Source organism: Roseibium sp. RKSG952 (assembly GCF_009711355.1).
Genome location: NZ_SMMF01000952.1, coordinates 1 through 13,863 on the forward strand (window position 1 = coordinate 1; position 13,863 = coordinate 13,863).

General features: G+C 58.4%; 16 protein-coding genes and 1 pseudogene. 7 read left to right on the plus strand and 10 right to left on the minus strand.

What is annotated here, in order from left to right:
* The 7 genes and pseudogenes from E1297_RS34075 to E1297_RS34105 form a co-directional block, all read right to left on the minus strand.
* Window positions 1–396, minus strand: a pseudogene (locus E1297_RS34075) (electron transfer flavoprotein subunit alpha/FixB family protein); the annotation flags it as partial.
* 25 nt (window positions 397–421) lie between these two features.
* Window positions 422–1,171: an electron transfer flavoprotein subunit beta/FixA family protein gene (locus tag E1297_RS34080; protein ID WP_155146013.1), complete on the minus strand. Its 750-nt coding sequence runs from the start codon at window positions 1,169–1,171 to the stop codon at window positions 422–424.
* Window positions 1,172–1,385: 214 nt separating this feature from the next.
* Complete coding sequence (locus E1297_RS34085; protein ID WP_155146015.1) at window positions 1,386–2,075, minus strand: rhomboid family intramembrane serine protease; 690 nt, start codon at window positions 2,073–2,075, stop codon at window positions 1,386–1,388.
* 62 nt (window positions 2,076–2,137) lie between these two features.
* A complete protein-coding gene (locus E1297_RS34090; protein WP_196223472.1) occupies window positions 2,138–2,713 on the minus strand; it encodes a cob(I)yrinic acid a,c-diamide adenosyltransferase in 576 nt (191 codons plus the stop codon).
* Window positions 2,714–2,733: 20 nt separating this feature from the next.
* Complete coding sequence (locus E1297_RS34095; RefSeq protein WP_155146228.1) at window positions 2,734–2,931, minus strand: twin transmembrane helix small protein; 198 nt, start codon at window positions 2,929–2,931, stop codon at window positions 2,734–2,736.
* Window positions 2,932–2,984: 53 nt separating this feature from the next.
* Window positions 2,985–3,854 (minus strand): SDR family oxidoreductase, encoded by an 870-nt coding sequence (locus tag E1297_RS34100; RefSeq protein ID WP_155146020.1) that lies wholly within the window; start codon window positions 3,852–3,854, stop codon window positions 2,985–2,987.
* A gap of 36 nt (window positions 3,855–3,890) precedes the next feature.
* Window positions 3,891–5,129 (minus strand): ubiquinone biosynthesis hydroxylase, encoded by a 1,239-nt coding sequence (locus E1297_RS34105; RefSeq protein ID WP_155146022.1) that lies wholly within the window; start codon window positions 5,127–5,129, stop codon window positions 3,891–3,893.
* A 138-nt stretch (window positions 5,130–5,267) separates the two neighbouring features.
* On the opposite strand from E1297_RS34105, the gene tesB reads away from it, so the two are divergent.
* A complete protein-coding gene (tesB, locus tag E1297_RS34110; RefSeq protein WP_155146024.1) occupies window positions 5,268–6,137 on the plus strand; it encodes an acyl-CoA thioesterase II in 870 nt (289 codons plus the stop codon).
* A 102-nt stretch (window positions 6,138–6,239) separates the two neighbouring features.
* On the opposite strand, the gene E1297_RS34115 is transcribed toward tesB, so the two are convergent.
* The 3 genes from E1297_RS34115 to E1297_RS34125 all read right to left on the minus strand — a co-directional run bounded on the left by E1297_RS34115 (window position 6,240) and on the right by E1297_RS34125 (window position 9,420).
* Entirely contained in the window at window positions 6,240–7,451 is a 1,212-nt protein-coding gene (locus E1297_RS34115) for a GTP-binding protein (protein ID WP_155146026.1), read from the minus strand.
* An 85-nt stretch (window positions 7,452–7,536) separates the two neighbouring features.
* Window positions 7,537–7,755 (minus strand): hypothetical protein, encoded by a 219-nt coding sequence (locus tag E1297_RS34120; RefSeq protein WP_155146028.1) that lies wholly within the window; start codon window positions 7,753–7,755, stop codon window positions 7,537–7,539.
* Between the two features lie 258 nt (window positions 7,756–8,013).
* Window positions 8,014–9,420, minus strand: a complete 1,407-nt coding sequence (locus E1297_RS34125; RefSeq protein WP_209016175.1) for a D-alanyl-D-alanine carboxypeptidase family protein — start codon at window positions 9,418–9,420, stop codon at window positions 8,014–8,016.
* 351 nt (window positions 9,421–9,771) lie between these two features.
* Between E1297_RS34125 and E1297_RS34130 the strand changes: the two genes are divergently transcribed.
* The 6 genes from E1297_RS34130 (at window position 9,772) to ureC (ending at window position 13,831) form a co-directional block, all read left to right on the plus strand.
* Window positions 9,772–10,629, plus strand: a complete 858-nt coding sequence (locus E1297_RS34130) for an urease accessory protein UreD (protein WP_155146030.1) — start codon at window positions 9,772–9,774, stop codon at window positions 10,627–10,629.
* Window positions 10,630–10,655: 26 nt separating this feature from the next.
* Entirely contained in the window at window positions 10,656–10,958 is a 303-nt protein-coding gene (locus tag E1297_RS34135; protein WP_155146032.1) for an urease subunit gamma, read from the plus strand.
* Between the two features lie 17 nt (window positions 10,959–10,975).
* Window positions 10,976–11,179 (plus strand): hypothetical protein, encoded by a 204-nt coding sequence (locus tag E1297_RS34140; protein ID WP_155146034.1) that lies wholly within the window; start codon window positions 10,976–10,978, stop codon window positions 11,177–11,179.
* The gene (locus tag E1297_RS34145; protein WP_155146036.1) at window positions 11,176–11,481 is read left to right on the plus strand and encodes an urease subunit beta; all 306 of its coding nucleotides are present in this window, start codon (window positions 11,176–11,178) and stop codon (window positions 11,479–11,481) included. The genes E1297_RS34140 and E1297_RS34145 overlap by 4 nt, the downstream gene beginning before the upstream one ends.
* A 146-nt stretch (window positions 11,482–11,627) precedes the next feature.
* The gene (locus E1297_RS34150; protein WP_155146232.1) at window positions 11,628–12,074 is read left to right on the plus strand and encodes a lysozyme inhibitor LprI family protein; all 447 of its coding nucleotides are present in this window, start codon (window positions 11,628–11,630) and stop codon (window positions 12,072–12,074) included.
* A gap of 44 nt (window positions 12,075–12,118) precedes the next feature.
* A complete protein-coding gene (gene ureC / locus E1297_RS34155; RefSeq protein ID WP_155146038.1) occupies window positions 12,119–13,831 on the plus strand; it encodes an urease subunit alpha in 1,713 nt (570 codons plus the stop codon).
* Window positions 13,832–13,863 lie beyond the last annotated feature (32 nt).

A 13,863-nucleotide genomic window follows, 5' to 3' on the forward strand; every position in this document is an offset into this window, starting at 1 on the left:
CGCGTTGCCTGCGTAGATCGGACGCTCGAAAGTGTCCGCATCGACAACGGCGGTGATGTCGGAGATCTGCATCACGTCGAGGAGTGCTGCAACGCGCGGCAGAATGTTCTTGCCGTTGGATGTTGCCGCAGCAACAACAGCATCATAACCGCCTGCCATGGCGACGATCAGGTCAGCCATCGGTTCGGCAAGCTGATGCTCAAGCACATCGGAGTCGGCCACAAGTACCTTGGCAACACCGGCGAGTTTCGCTGCCTCGTCGGCAACTGCCTTGACGTCCTTGCCGGCAACCAGAATGTGGACGTCGCCGCCCAGTGCAGAGGCTGCGGTCAGGGCTTTTGCCGTCGCATCACTGAGAGCGCCGCCGCCATGTTCTGCTACAAGAAGAGTAGTCATGTCTGTTTCCTCCTGAGGCGTGCCCTTAAAGGACGCCTGCCTCATTCTTCAGCTTTTCGATGAGCTCGGGCACCGAGCCAACCTTGACGCCGGCCTTGCGTGCTGCCGGTTCAGCCGTCGACACAACGGTCAGACGCGGGGCCGCATCAACACCGAAGTCGGCCGGAGACTTCTCGTCGATCGGCTTTTTCTTCGCCTTCATGATGTTCGGCAAAGAGGCATAGCGCGGCTCGTTGAGACGCAGGTCAGTCGTGACGATCGCCGGGAGCTTGACCTTGATGGTCTGCAGGCCGCCGTCGATTTCGCGCGTGACGTCGGCAGAATCGTCCCCGAGATCAACCTTGGACGCGAATGTCCCCTGAGCCCAGCCGAGAAGGGCTGCCAGCATCTGGCCGGTCTGGTTGCAGTCGTCATCGATTGCCTGCTTGCCGAGGATCACGAGGCCAGGCTCTTCCTGTGCCACGATTTCCTTCAGGATCTTGGCGACGGCGAGCGGCTCGGTCGTCTCGTCGGTCTTCACAAGAATGCCGCGGTCGGCACCCATGGCAAGACCGGTGCGGAGCGTTTCGGTCGCCTGTTGAGGACCAACGGACACCACAACAACTTCCGTTGCCTTGCCGGCTTCCTTCAGCCGCAGGGCTTCTTCGACGGCGATTTCGTCGAACGGATTCATCGACATCTTGACATTGGCAAGATCGACACCCGAACCATCGGGCTTCACACGGACTTTTACGTTGTAGTCAATGACCCGCTTCACGGGCACTAGGATCTTCATCTGGTCTCCACCTCTTACTGGACCGGCATGTTTGCCGCACCGCATTATTTTGACCTGGCCGCCGCAGCTACCACTGCGCAAAAATGGCAGTTTTCAGCCATCTTGAACGCGTGACGCGGGACGGTACTGACCTGCACGGCATGTGTCAACGATCGCCTTAGGGAAGCTTGCCCGCTTCTGGTAACCGCCCACCGGAATCGCGACAATTCGCCGCTCACAATCCCCTGTCAAATAGTCTAACGCCGGACCTTCTAAGGAACACAACGAGCACCGCTCCTGCGGCCAAGCCTCCAATATGTGCCGACCAAGCGACCCGGCTTTCCTGTGCGAAAACGGCATTGAAAATCTGATAAGCGACCCAGGCGCCCAGGAGCCACTGTGCAGACAGTCTCAAAGGGATACGCCCCAAAGCCAAAACCCAGACTTTGACCTTTGGATGCAGCATCAAATACGCCGCCACCACTCCAGATACCGCGCCCGACGCGCCGATCAAGGGCACATCGGATCCATAGGCGCTGACCGCATAGGCCAGACCGCCCGCAGCCGCACACAAGAGATAGAAGACAAGAAACCGGACATGGCCCATAGCGTCTTCGACATTGTCGCCAAACACCCAGAGAAACAGCATGTTGCCAATCAGATGCATGAAATCGGCATGCAGGAAAGCGTAAGTCACGACCGACCAGCCCGCCGGAACAGCGTCCAGTGCAAACGGCAAGTCTTTCTGATCGAAGAAAACGCTGGGGATCAGGCCATAGGAGTAGACGGATGCATGACCGGCATCGCCGAGCCCTGCCCCCTGGACCATCAAGAAAATCGCAACATTGGCAAGGATCAGTCCCCATGTCACAACGGGACTGACCACATGCTCCCAGCTGTTGTGGTCATGGAGCGGAATGAACATGCTTGCCTATGATCTCGTGAAAAGACAGCAAGCCGACACCGAAGCCGCGTTTCCAGGCACCATCAACGGTTCTTGCCTGGCACCCACAACACATCCGCTTCGCCCTTGGCATTGAGGAAGCGCGAGGCAACAAAGAAGAAGTCCGACAACCGGTTCATGTACAAGACGGCCGACGCGTTGATCTTCTCGACAGACTGAAGCTTGACCAAAAGCCGCTCGCAGCGCCGCGAAACCGTCCGGGCCAAATGCAAATAGGCCGATGCTTCGCTCCCGCCAGGAAGAACAAACGACCTCAAGGGAGAGAGTTCCGCGTTGAACTGATCGATGGCCTCTTCAATTGCGGTGACCTGCGCTGGCGTGATCCGCAAGGGTTCATAACCGAGATCCTGATCCGATTCAGGCGTCGCAAGGTCTGCGCCCAGATCGAACAGATCATTCTGGATCCGCCCCAGGACCGCATCGACTTCCGGAGCAATTTTCGAGGTATGCAAACGTACCAGTCCCACGACCGAGTTGGTTTCGTCCACCGTGCCGTAGGTTTCGATCCGAAGGTCGCTTTTGGGACGCCGCTCCCCGGTGCCGAGCGCCGTTGTGCCGTCGTCACCGGTTTTCGTATAGATCTTGTTGAGTACAACCACGTCGTTCTGCTCCCGAAGTTCTAGCGGTGTTGTCCGAAAAAGTAGAGCCCGGCCATGACCAGAACAACCACCAGGAACTGCAACCCAACGCGCCAGCGCATCAGCATCTGGCTCCGGCTGGATGGCCCGCCCCGCATCATGTTCCATATTCCCAACAGCAGGACAATGGCCACGGCAGCCAAACCTATTGGAACGAGTGCATTGAATATCTGCGACATCATGTTTTCCTTCAGGGCGCACGCGTCTTGACGAACATGCAAGCCCGCATTTTCTATTCTTCGGCGTCGGCAGCCGAAATCAGAAACCGATCCAGCAGGCTTACCGGCAGGATCCGCTTCAATACGGCCAACAGGTGGGTCGGGACAGTGACGTGATAATGCGACTTCGGCCGCTGTGCTTCCAGCGCATGGATCAGCCGTTTTACAACAGCGTCTGGGGGAAGCTTGAAACGGCCCCGTTCTCCGTCTTCCATGCGGATCCGCCGCTTCCGGTAGGTCTCGCGGTGAACCGATGCGTTCGTTCCGGCGTCACCGATCCACTTATCGAAATTCGCAAGCGCATTCTTGGTGAAATTTGTTTCGATCGGCCCCGGTTCGATCAGGCTGACGTGAATGCCCGAGCCCTTCAGCTCCTGTCGCAGCGTATCTGAATAGGCTTCAAGTGCGAATTTTGACGCCGTGTAGGCTCCGCGATACTTCATCGCGATAAAACCGAGCACCGACGAACACTGAACGATGCGACCGGACCCTTGCGCCCGCATCACGGGAAGGACCTGCCGTGTCAGATCGTGCCAACCAATGAAATTGGCTTCAAACAAGGCGCGCAATCCGTCGGCCGGCAGATCCTCCAGAGCCCCCGGGATCGCATAGGCACCGTTGTTGAACACCGCGTCGAGTTTGCCGCCAGTCAGCAACAACACGTCCTCGACCGCAGCCTTGATGCTTTCCGCGTCCTCGTAATCGAGACGAAACGCTTCAAAACCGTCGGCCTTGAGCGCATCGACATCGGCCTGCTGGCGGGCAGCGGGAAAGACACGCCAACCCCGCGCGCGCATGGATCGCGCGGCAGCCGCACCAATCCCGGTAGAGCAGCCGGTCATGAGCACCGTGCGCTGCGGATGAAGTGTCTGGTCCTGGGACATGAAAGGCTTGCGCGACCCCGTACGTAGTTTGACTGATCAGATCGGATCGCCTGATAGCAGTTTCGGGGCGGGTCCGGCAAATCCGGAAGCTTCATTTATGAAACGGGACTTCAAACGCGGCATCCGGTCAACCAGTCCGAGGCCGAAGTCCCGCGCCGCGCGCACGATGTCGATGTCATTCGAAAACAGCCGGTTCAGAACATCGGTTACGATGCCCATCTGAAGCGCATCGAACCGCCGCCAGCGCTGATAGCGCTCAAGCACATCGAGACCTCCGATGTCCTGCCCGAGCCTGCGGGCATCGACGATGACTTCCGCCAGCGCGGCGACATCCTTGAAGCCCATGTTCAGCCCCTGCCCCGCGATCGGGTGAATGCCGTGAGCCGCATCACCAATCAGGGCGAAACGCGACCGCACAAAATCACGCGCCAGGGTCAGACCAAGCGGATAGGCGTTTCGGGGCCCGGCCAGCTCGAGTTTACCCAGGTGATGGCCAAAGCGGCGCTCCAGCTCCAGCTCGAAGGTGAACTCGTCCCCTTTCACCAAACGCTCTGCGTCGCGCGTTTTTTCGGTCCAGACCAGCGAAGACCGGTTGCCCGGAAGCGGAAGAATGGCAAACGGACCAGCGGGCAGAAAATGCTCCTCGGCCCGTCCCTGATGCGGACGTTCATGCCTGATCGTCGTCACGATACCGGACTGGCCGTAGTCCCAGTGAACGGTCTTGATGCCCGCAAGGTCGCGAAGTTTCGACCGGACACCGTCCGCGGCAACCAGAAGGCGTGCCTCAATTGCATCGCCGCTGGCGAGCTGCAGTTCCACCTTGCTCGGCTCGGAGCGAAAGGTTCTGGCGCTGTCTGGTGCCAGGAACGTCACGCCAAGATCGCTGGCGGCATTGTAGAGGGCCGGCATCATCTCGCCATTGGGCACCATATGCGCAAACGGCTCGCCTTCGGTCACCTCGCCATCAAAGGTCAGGTATACCGGCCGGACAACATCGCGCAGCTTGCTATCGGTGACGATCATTTCGTTGATCGGCTGCGCCGTTGGCAGAAGATCCTGCCAGATGCCAAGCTGATCAAGCATGCGGCTGGCGGCAGCGGCAATCGCGGAGGCGCGCGGATCTCCCGCAAGACTATCCATAGGTTTGGGATCGATGACCGCTATCTTCAGCGTCGGGTCGGATTTTTTCAGCGCAAGCGAAAGGGACAACCCGACATAGCCGCCCCCGGCGATGGCAACATCAAACACATCCCGACCTGATTTGGCTTCTGCCATTTTTTTCTCCCGAGCCACTTGCCAATCTCCCGACGCGCCTTGACTTTAACGTAAGGGGTCGTCCAAGTGTGGCTTACGCCATATGAACATGGCACCCAATTCGTACAATCACTGTTTTATGTAGCAGGGAACGCGCCGATGAACACGGCCATTGATACGCTTTTGCAAATACTTGACCTCGAACAGCTGGAACACAACCTGTTTCGTGGTCGCAGCCCCCAGGTTGGCTGGCAACGGGTTTTCGGCGGTCAGGTGATCGGCCAGGCGCTTGTGGCAGCCTCCCGGACGGTTGTCGAAGACCGGCACGTGCACTCGCTGCATTGCTATTTCATGCGGCCGGGCGATCCGTCGGTCCCGATCATCTATGAAGTGGACCGGATCCGCGACGGCGGCAGTTTCACCACGCGGCGTGTTGTCGCCATTCAGCATGGCAAGGCGATCTTCTCCATGTCGGCCTCTTTTCAGGTCGCAGAGGACGGCCTGGAGCATCAGCTGACCATGCCCGATGTGCCCATGCCCGAGGACCTGCCGAGCGAAAAGGAACTGAGCGAGAAATACCTCAGTGTCGCGCCGGAAAGCGTGCGCAACTACTGGGAACGTGAGAGGCCGATCGAACTGCGTCCTGTCGACCTGACCCATTATTTCAGCCAGAAGAAACTCCCGCCCCAGCAATATGTCTGGGTCCGTGCCACCGGCGCCCTTCCGGATGATCCGCGCATTCACCAATGCGTTCTGGCCTATGCCTCCGACATGACCTTGCTGGACACATCGCTGTTCCCGCATGGCCGCTCCGTGTTCAACAAGGACATTCAGGCCGCCAGCCTCGACCACGCGATGTGGTTTCACCGGCCATTCCGCGCAGATGAATGGCTTCTCTATGCCACCGAAACGATGTCGACCTCCGGATCTCGCGGCATGAACAAGGGGATCATCTATACCCGTTCGGGCGAGCTGATCGCCTCCACCGCACAGGAAGGCCTGATCCGGCTCAAGGAGAGCGAGAAGTAAGGTTACTTTTCGCAATCTGCGCCAAAGGATCCTTTCACAAGGCAGGGATCCTTTTGTGTCGAAGCAATCACCGAACGTATCAAAAGATGCCCTTGCAAGCCGCTAGTGGCTCTTGAAGCCTGAAATCGCCAGCGGGTTGTCGACGAGGACTTTCGGGTCCGGAGTGTCCGGCAGAAGCGCTCCGGAAAACGCTTCGAACATCTTGCGGACAAACCCTTCCGGCAGATTGTTGGTGATGAAGACCATCCGGGTGCGCCGGTCCTCGTCCGGCCATCCTTCGAGGGTCGCAGGCGGATGGAACACATGCTGGACGCCGTGAATCACCACCGGACGGTCCGGGTCTTCGGCAATCTGAACGATCCCCTTGACCCTCAGTAGTTTCGGTCCGTGGGCCGAGCGCAGAAGATCCAGGAACATTTCGAGCGCCGACGCAGAGACCGGCCGGTCCGTGGCAAGCGTGAATGCCCGGATCTTGTCGCTGTGGCGGTTCACATCATGCGCATGGCCATGGTCGTGGTCAGGGCTGTGTTCATGACCGTGATGATGATGGAGATGGTCATGTCCGTGCGCGTGTGAATGGTCGTGACCTTCATAGGCTTCCGCATTCAGCCACTTTGCCACATCCGGTATTTTCGTCCTGGGATCGTAAAGTCCGGCATCAAACAGGCGGGCTGGAACCGCTTCGCCTGCCTGAGCGGTCAGTCTGACTGCGCCCGGGTTCAGCCCTGCCAACCGGTCGATCAGGGACGCATAGCCGGCACTTGATCCTTCCTTGCCGATCAGGTCTGTCTTTGTCAGCACAAGCCGGTCGGCAACGGCAGCCTGGCGGCGGGCTTCTTCATGCGTGTTGATCGTTTCCAGCCCGTTGACCGCATCGACGAGGGTCACCACACTTTCCAGCCGGTAACGCATCATCAGATAAGGATGCAACATGATCGTATGCAGAATCGGCGCCGGATCTGCCAGACCCGTGGTTTCGATCACGACACGCGCGAGCCGGTCCATGCGTCCATTGTCCAGACGGCGCAGAAGATCTTCCAGCGTCGTCACGAGATCACCACGGATGGTACAGCACAGGCAACCGGACGACAGTTCAAGAACGCCGTCACTCGCCTGATCGACCAGCAGGTGATCAAGGCCGATCTCGCCGAATTCATTAATGATCACGGCCGTGTCTGCCATCTCCGGATCCTTCAGGATCCGATTGAGCAAGGTCGTCTTGCCGGCACCGAGAAATCCGGTAATGACGGACAGGGGAATAGGGGGCTTTGGTCCTTTGGGAGCAGAAGCCGGACGGTCTTGGTCTGCGCTCATGGGTGGGCAACTCCTTTGGAGCTACACCTAGCGGACAGCGCTTTCAATTACCACCATGGCCAAGCCTGACTGAAGCGGTAAACGCTCACGCGGAATTTTTTTCAACGATAGACAGAACGACCGGCCGCCGCCGGATACGGTCGTTGTCGGCTTGCTCCTGAACAACAGCACGGACAGCCGTGGCGGCCTTGCGCAGCACATCGATCACTTCATCGACCGAGCGGCCCTCCTGCAGTTGGGTGGCGGAGAGGTCCGCAAGATCCGCCAGTGCACGCAATGTTGCCGAGGATTTTGATTCACGCATGGCTCTGTCTCATTCTTTTCACCAGCGCTTTGACGCCAGCTCCAATTCCGCGGTTATGTCTTTCCGCTCCCGGACGCAAGACACATGACCGGGATGTGATGTTTCCATGGTTTCGAAAGTCGGTTAACACACGGTAAACGACTATGAGGCGCAACCCCTCAAATCTAGGTAGAGTTGCCAATAAACTGCAAAAAATCTTTCTCCGGCCAGCGTTATTGCGCTCAAATCTGACAGGACCAAAGATTATACTGGCTTATATCAGTTGCCGGGCCGTGGCGACGGGACTGGCACCGCAAAGGCTGTTCCTGGACGAAACAGGGATCCCGGGGCTGGCGTGGTTGCCACGGGAAGCTGCACTTCCCCGCCATCCCCGGCCGCTTTTGCCGCAGCCCGCGCGACAGCAGCTGCAAGCTGCCGCCGGGGGTTGGGCACAGGAAGTGGAACTTCTATGATTTCAATTGCTTCAGACGTCGCTACAGAGGGGGCTCGCGCCCCGTTCGGTACGCCCGTTGACACAGGGATCGTCCGAAATGCCAAACGCCGGGGGCCGATGCTCCTGTCCAGGATCAATCCCCAGTCGGTTTTTCCGTTCGGAAGCTTGAAATCGCCGCTCGCAGTGCTCTCCGCACTTTCCGGCGCTTGCTTGTTCGTGAAAAGGCCGGGGATCAGAACACTGCCTTCCTTGCGGTTCTGATTGGTGAACGACAAGGCGCTGCTTTTCGGTTTGGACTTTTCCAGGTCGTACCGGGCCATGATGCCTTTTGCGCCCGGTTTCGGGTTGCGCCGGCAATAACCGTCTGCGGGTGGACGCCCCCCGGAACGCGGCAAAGTCGCCAGGGTGAACCGGCCCGACCGTTTCCTGAACCCGTCATCCATAAGCTGACGAGTATGCGCAATCCGCTCCAGACCGGACGCTGCACCCATCACAACGGCAATCAATGTCCGCCGTCCGCGCGTTGCGGTTGCTGCAACATTAAATCCGGAATTGCAGATGTAACCGGTCTTCATGCCGTTGGCACCCTGGACTCGAAGCAGATATTCCCGGTTGGCGGAGCGCAGTGTTTTATTGCCGAACTTGATTCCCGGATGCCGGTAATAGTCGCGCGCTTCGGGAAAATCGCGCCAGAACGCCTGAGCCAGAATGGCCATGTCCCGTGCGGTCGTCACCTGGCGGTTATCCGGCAGCCCGTGCGGGTTCACAAAGCGCGTATCGACCATTCCGAGCCGTTTGGCCTCAGCATTCATCATCGCAATGAACGCGGGCTCGGAACCTGCAATCGCTTCCCCCAATGCGACAGCAACATCATTGGCCGACTTGATCAGAATGATCTTGAGCGCCGCATCTACGGTGATTTTGGTCCCGGCCTTGAACCCCATCTTGCTCGGCGGCTCAGACAGGGAGTTCTTCGATTGCACAACCACGGAATCGAGGCTGGCCCGCCCCTCACGGATTGCCTTGAACGTGACATAGGCGGTCATGATTTTTGTAAGGGACGCCGGATACCAAAGACGCGTCGGGTCTTTCTGCGACAACACTTCACCAGAGCGCGCATCGATCAGGATGTGAGTTCCGATCTCCGCACGCGCAGACACAAGCGACGCGATCAGGACTGAAAGGAAAAGCGGTATGAAAAGGAAGCCGACCTGACCACGTTTCAATGCCACGGATACTCTTTCCTCTTACAGTTCGCAGGTCACTGTTTTCCCCGGAACGCTTGCCGACCTGCCCCCACAGACGCGGTAGTCATAACCGATTTACCGTTCATATTGCAAAAACAACCTTACGTAAGGACAGATTAAATCCGCCTGATTTCGAAGCAGATGCACAATTCATGATCACTACAGACGATCAATCGCACTCTGATTAAAGAACAAACCGTTCACGCCGCTCAGTTTTTTCAGTTGGCCCGGGGTTTGCTAAATTTTCCACTACCCGCCGTCACAAAAGTTGGAAACATGATAATTTTCAACTAGAAGGCGTTTTCGGGTGATTGTCGGTCGGGGGTATGCGTACATATGTATCAGGCTGGAAATGCGAGCATTTCATTCGCCAAGCCGCCTCGGCTCCAGCGCACACGCGCGCATGCCCGCGTTGTTTTCAAGAACGTAAACGGACGCGCCGCACTCGACGAGCTTTATCAAAGCGGCTCAGCCAAAATCAGGCTCCCGAGAGTTTACGATCAAATACCGGTTGGTGTGATCATCAACACCTCGGGCGGCGTAACCGGCGGCGACCGGTTGGTCTACGAGGCCCGGGCGCGTGAGCAGACGCACGCCATCGTCGCCAGCCAGACAGCGGAGCGCGCCTACCGGTCACCTGGCGGATCCGGCGAGATCGCGTCCCGGCTCACCGTCGAAAAGGGCGCTTTTCTGGAATGGTTGCCGCAAGAAGCCATTCTGTTCGATCATTCCAGCCTGACCCGGACCCTTTCCGCAGACCTTGCCGAAGATGCCCGTCTTCTGGCAATTGAAAGCGTCGTTATCGGCCGGACCGCCATGCGTGAAACCGTTCGTCAACTGTCCTTTGCCGACCGCTGGCGCATCAGGCGCAATGGCAGGCTGGTCTTTGCCGACGACATCCGGCTAAACGGCGATCCGGCCCGCATTCTGAAGGGAACAGCAACTGCATCCGGAGCCCATTGTTTTGCAACACTTCTGGATTGCCGCCCCGATGCCGAGGACCATCTGCAATCTGCGCGCAGTGCGCTTCAGGCGGCCACCAAAGACTGCAAGATCACGGCTGCGGCCAGCGCCTGGAATGACATTCTGGTGGCGCGTTTCATCGCCCATGACAGCCGCCATCTCAAATCCGCATTGATGGCGTTTCTTGAACGCTACCGGAACCGGCCATTGCCGCGCGTCTGGTACTGCTAGACGTCCACCCCTCTGGAGACTCAAACTTGAACCTGACCCCGAGAGAAAAAGACAAACTGCTGATTTCCATGGCCGCCGTGGTCGCTCGGCGCCGCCTTGAGCGCGGTGTCCGGCTCAATCATCCCGAAGCCATCGCATTGATTACCGACTTTGTGGTCGAAGGCGCACGTGACGGCCGCAGTGTCGCGGACCTGATGGAAGCTGGCGGCAAGGTGCTGACACGTGACCAGGTGATGGAAGGGGTCAGCGAGATGATCCATGATGTTCAGGTGGAAGCAACCTTTCCCGACGGGACCAAGCTGGTCACCGTCCATGAGCCCATTCGCTAGTCCGGGAGCTGTAAGCGATGAAGAAACTGATTTCCGCCGCCCTGTTTTTCGGCTTGCCAGCAAGTCAGGCACTGGCGCATCCAAGCGTTCAGGAGCACGCCCATCCGCACACCGATGCCTCCAGCTATTTCACGATTGAAACGCTTGTGATCTTTGCAATCGGCCTCAGCATTGGCGGAACCTTTGCATGGTACAAGCGCCGCAAGGGAGACCGAAAATGACCCCTGGCGAACTCCTGCCCGCCGACGGCGAAATCGAACTCAACGCCGGGCTCAACTCGTTGAAACTGGAAGTTGCCAACACCGGAGACCGGCCTGTGCAGGTCGGCAGCCATTATCATTTTGCCGAGACCAACGAGGGCCTTGCGTTCGATCGCGAAGCAGCGCGCGGCATGCGGCTCGACATTCCCTCCGGGACAGCCGTGCGCTTCGAACCGGGCCAGACCCGGGAAGTGGTTCTGGTTCCCTTTCAAGGGGGCCGGACAGTCTACGGCTTCAATCAAAAGGTCATGGGCGAATTGTAGGCGGTACAGACCACCGGTCAGGTCAAGCCTTGCCAACGCTACCGGATGTTCAATGTCGTCGTCTCCGACAAGGGATGGCACGATCCGGCATCGAAGAAGCGGAATCTCACTGATTCAATTGGTTCGTTTCATGAAAGGATTGGATGATGCGCAGCTGTGTTACGAAACTTCCGCTCACGGCAAAAACGGTCCTGACGTTCCTGCCCGCTCTTGTTCTGGCCTGTCTCGCGAGCGCTGCCAAGGCAAACGAGAAAATCGACTGCGGTTATCCGCTCACGCAAATGGAAATGACATTTTGCGCCCAGCAGAGCTGGGAGCAAGCCGACAGGCAATTGAACGAGGTTTACGGCGAAGCTCTTGAACACATGACACAAATGGACAGCATGCTTCCGCAGAGCCTTAAGGGGGCAGCTGATGCGCTGAAAGACGCTCAGCGTGCGTGGATCCCGTTCCGCGACAAGGCCTGCACATCTTATGGATTTCTTGCCAGAGGCGGCAGCATGGAGCCCATGCTTGTCTATGGCTGCCGGACCACCCTGACAAAACAAAGAACCGAAGAATTGAAAGAGCTGGTTCAAGGTCTCGGAAACTGACGTTTTCCGCCAAACACCTTGCCACGCGCCGACCGGAGTAGTGAATGCCCTTCAATATGTCCCGCGCTGCCTATGCCGACATGTTCGGCCCGACCACGGGTGACAGGCTACGCCTTGCAGATACCGATTTGATCATCGAAGTCGAAAAGGACTTCACCACCTATGGCGAAGAGGTCAAGTTCGGCGGCGGCAAGGTCATCCGCGACGGGATGGGCCAATCCCAGCAGCCGCGCTCTTCAGGTGCCGTCGACACCGTGATCACCAATGCGCTGATTGTAGATCATTGGGGGATCGTCAAGGCGGATGTGGGCTTGCGCGACGGCCGGATTGACGGGATCGGCAAGGCCGGAAACCCGGACGTTCAACCCGGTGTCGATATCGTTGTCGGTCCCGGAACCGAAGTGATCGCCGGTGAAGGCAAGATCCTGACCGCAGGCGCGCTGGACGTTCACATCCATTTCATTTGCCCGCAGCAGATCGAAGAGGCCCTGACATCCGGTGTCACGACCATGCTTGGCGGCGGCACCGGCCCCGCAACCGGAACCAACGCCACAACCTGCACGCCAGGTCCCTGGCACATCACCCGGATGCTGCAATCGGCCGACAGTTTTCCGATGAACCTGGCCTTTTCGGGCAAGGGCAATGCCTCCCTGCCCGCTGCGCTGGAAGAACAGGTGCTGGCCGGTGCATCCGCTTTGAAACTGCACGAGGACTGGGGCACGACGCCCTCCACCATCGACACCTGCCTGTCGGTTGCCGACGAATACGACATTCAGGTGATGATCCATACGGACACGCTGAATGAATCCGGTTTCGTCGAAAACACTCTGGCGGCCTTCAAGGGCCGGACCATCCACGCCTTCCACACCGAAGGCGCCGGAGGCGGTCATGCGCCCGACATCATCAAGGTCTGCGGCGCAACCAATGTCTTGCCGAGTTCCACCAACCCGACACGCCCCTACACGGTCAATACGATCGACGAACATCTCGACATGCTGATGGTCTGTCACCACCTCGACAGCACCATCCCGGAAGATGTCGCCTTTGCCGAAAGCCGCATCCGGCGCGAAACCATCGCCGCCGAAGACATCCTGCATGACATGGGCGCCATGTCGATCATCGCATCCGACAGTCAGGCCATGGGACGTGTCGGAGAAGTCGTGATCCGCACCTTCCAGACCGCGCACAAGATGAAGGTCCAACGCGGCCGGCTGGACGGCGAGACCGGCGAAAACGACAATCTGCGCGTCAAACGCTATATTTCGAAAATCACGATCAACCCGGCCATCGCGCATGGTCTGGACGAGCACATCGGTTCGGTCGAAGTCGGCAAGCTCGCGGATCTGTGCCTGTGGAGCCCGGCCTTTTTCGGCGTAAAACCCGATATGGTCCTGAAGCTCGGCACCATCGCCACAGCCCCCATGGGCGACCCGAATGCATCTATCCCGACACCGCAACCGGTGCACTACCGGCCGATGTTCGGCTCCTTCGGCAAGACCATGACCGAAAGCCGGGTGACCTTTGTCTCCAAGGCCGCCCATGAAAACGGTGTGAAGGACAAGGCCGGACTTCAGAGTCTTGTCTTGCCGGTCAAGAATGTCCGAAGCGGCATTTCCAAGAAATCAATGGTCCTGAACGACGCGACACCCGAAATCGAAGTCCATCCGGAGACTTATGAGGTTCGCGCCAACGGCGAGCTTCTGACCTGCGAACCCGCAGACGTATTGCCTATGGCACAACGCTACTTTCTGTTTTAAGCAAGTACGCAATTTTTACGGGAGGTCAGTGG

Bases quoted from the DNA above. Each gene is read 5' to 3' on its own strand.
- E1297_RS34105 (WP_155146022.1), bottom strand. From the start codon at position 5,129: ATGGCAGAAGCCAAATCAGGTCGGGATGTGTTTGATGTTGCCATCGCC.
- E1297_RS34085 (WP_155146015.1), bottom strand. From the start codon at position 2,075: ATGTTCATTCCGCTCCATGACCACAACAGCTGGGAGCATGTGGTCAGT.
- ureC (WP_155146038.1), top strand. From the start codon at position 12,119: ATGCCCTTCAATATGTCCCGCGCTGCCTATGCCGACATGTTCGGCCCG.
- tesB (WP_155146024.1), top strand. From the start codon at position 5,268: ATGAACACGGCCATTGATACGCTTTTGCAAATACTTGACCTCGAACAG.
- E1297_RS34150 (WP_155146232.1), top strand. From the start codon at position 11,628: ATGCGCAGCTGTGTTACGAAACTTCCGCTCACGGCAAAAACGGTCCTG.
- E1297_RS34130 (WP_155146030.1), top strand. From the start codon at position 9,772: ATGTATCAGGCTGGAAATGCGAGCATTTCATTCGCCAAGCCGCCTCGG.
- E1297_RS34100 (WP_155146020.1), bottom strand. From the start codon at position 3,854: ATGTCCCAGGACCAGACACTTCATCCGCAGCGCACGGTGCTCATGACC.
- E1297_RS34095 (WP_155146228.1), bottom strand. From the start codon at position 2,931: ATGTCGCAGATATTCAATGCACTCGTTCCAATAGGTTTGGCTGCCGTG.
- E1297_RS34145 (WP_155146036.1), top strand. From the start codon at position 11,176: ATGACCCCTGGCGAACTCCTGCCCGCCGACGGCGAAATCGAACTCAAC.
- E1297_RS34120 (WP_155146028.1), bottom strand. From the start codon at position 7,755: ATGCGTGAATCAAAATCCTCGGCAACATTGCGTGCACTGGCGGATCTT.
- E1297_RS34080 (WP_155146013.1), bottom strand. From the start codon at position 1,171: ATGAAGATCCTAGTGCCCGTGAAGCGGGTCATTGACTACAACGTAAAA.
- E1297_RS34115 (WP_155146026.1), bottom strand. From the start codon at position 7,451: ATGAGCGCAGACCAAGACCGTCCGGCTTCTGCTCCCAAAGGACCAAAG.
- E1297_RS34140 (WP_155146034.1), top strand. From the start codon at position 10,976: ATGAAGAAACTGATTTCCGCCGCCCTGTTTTTCGGCTTGCCAGCAAGT.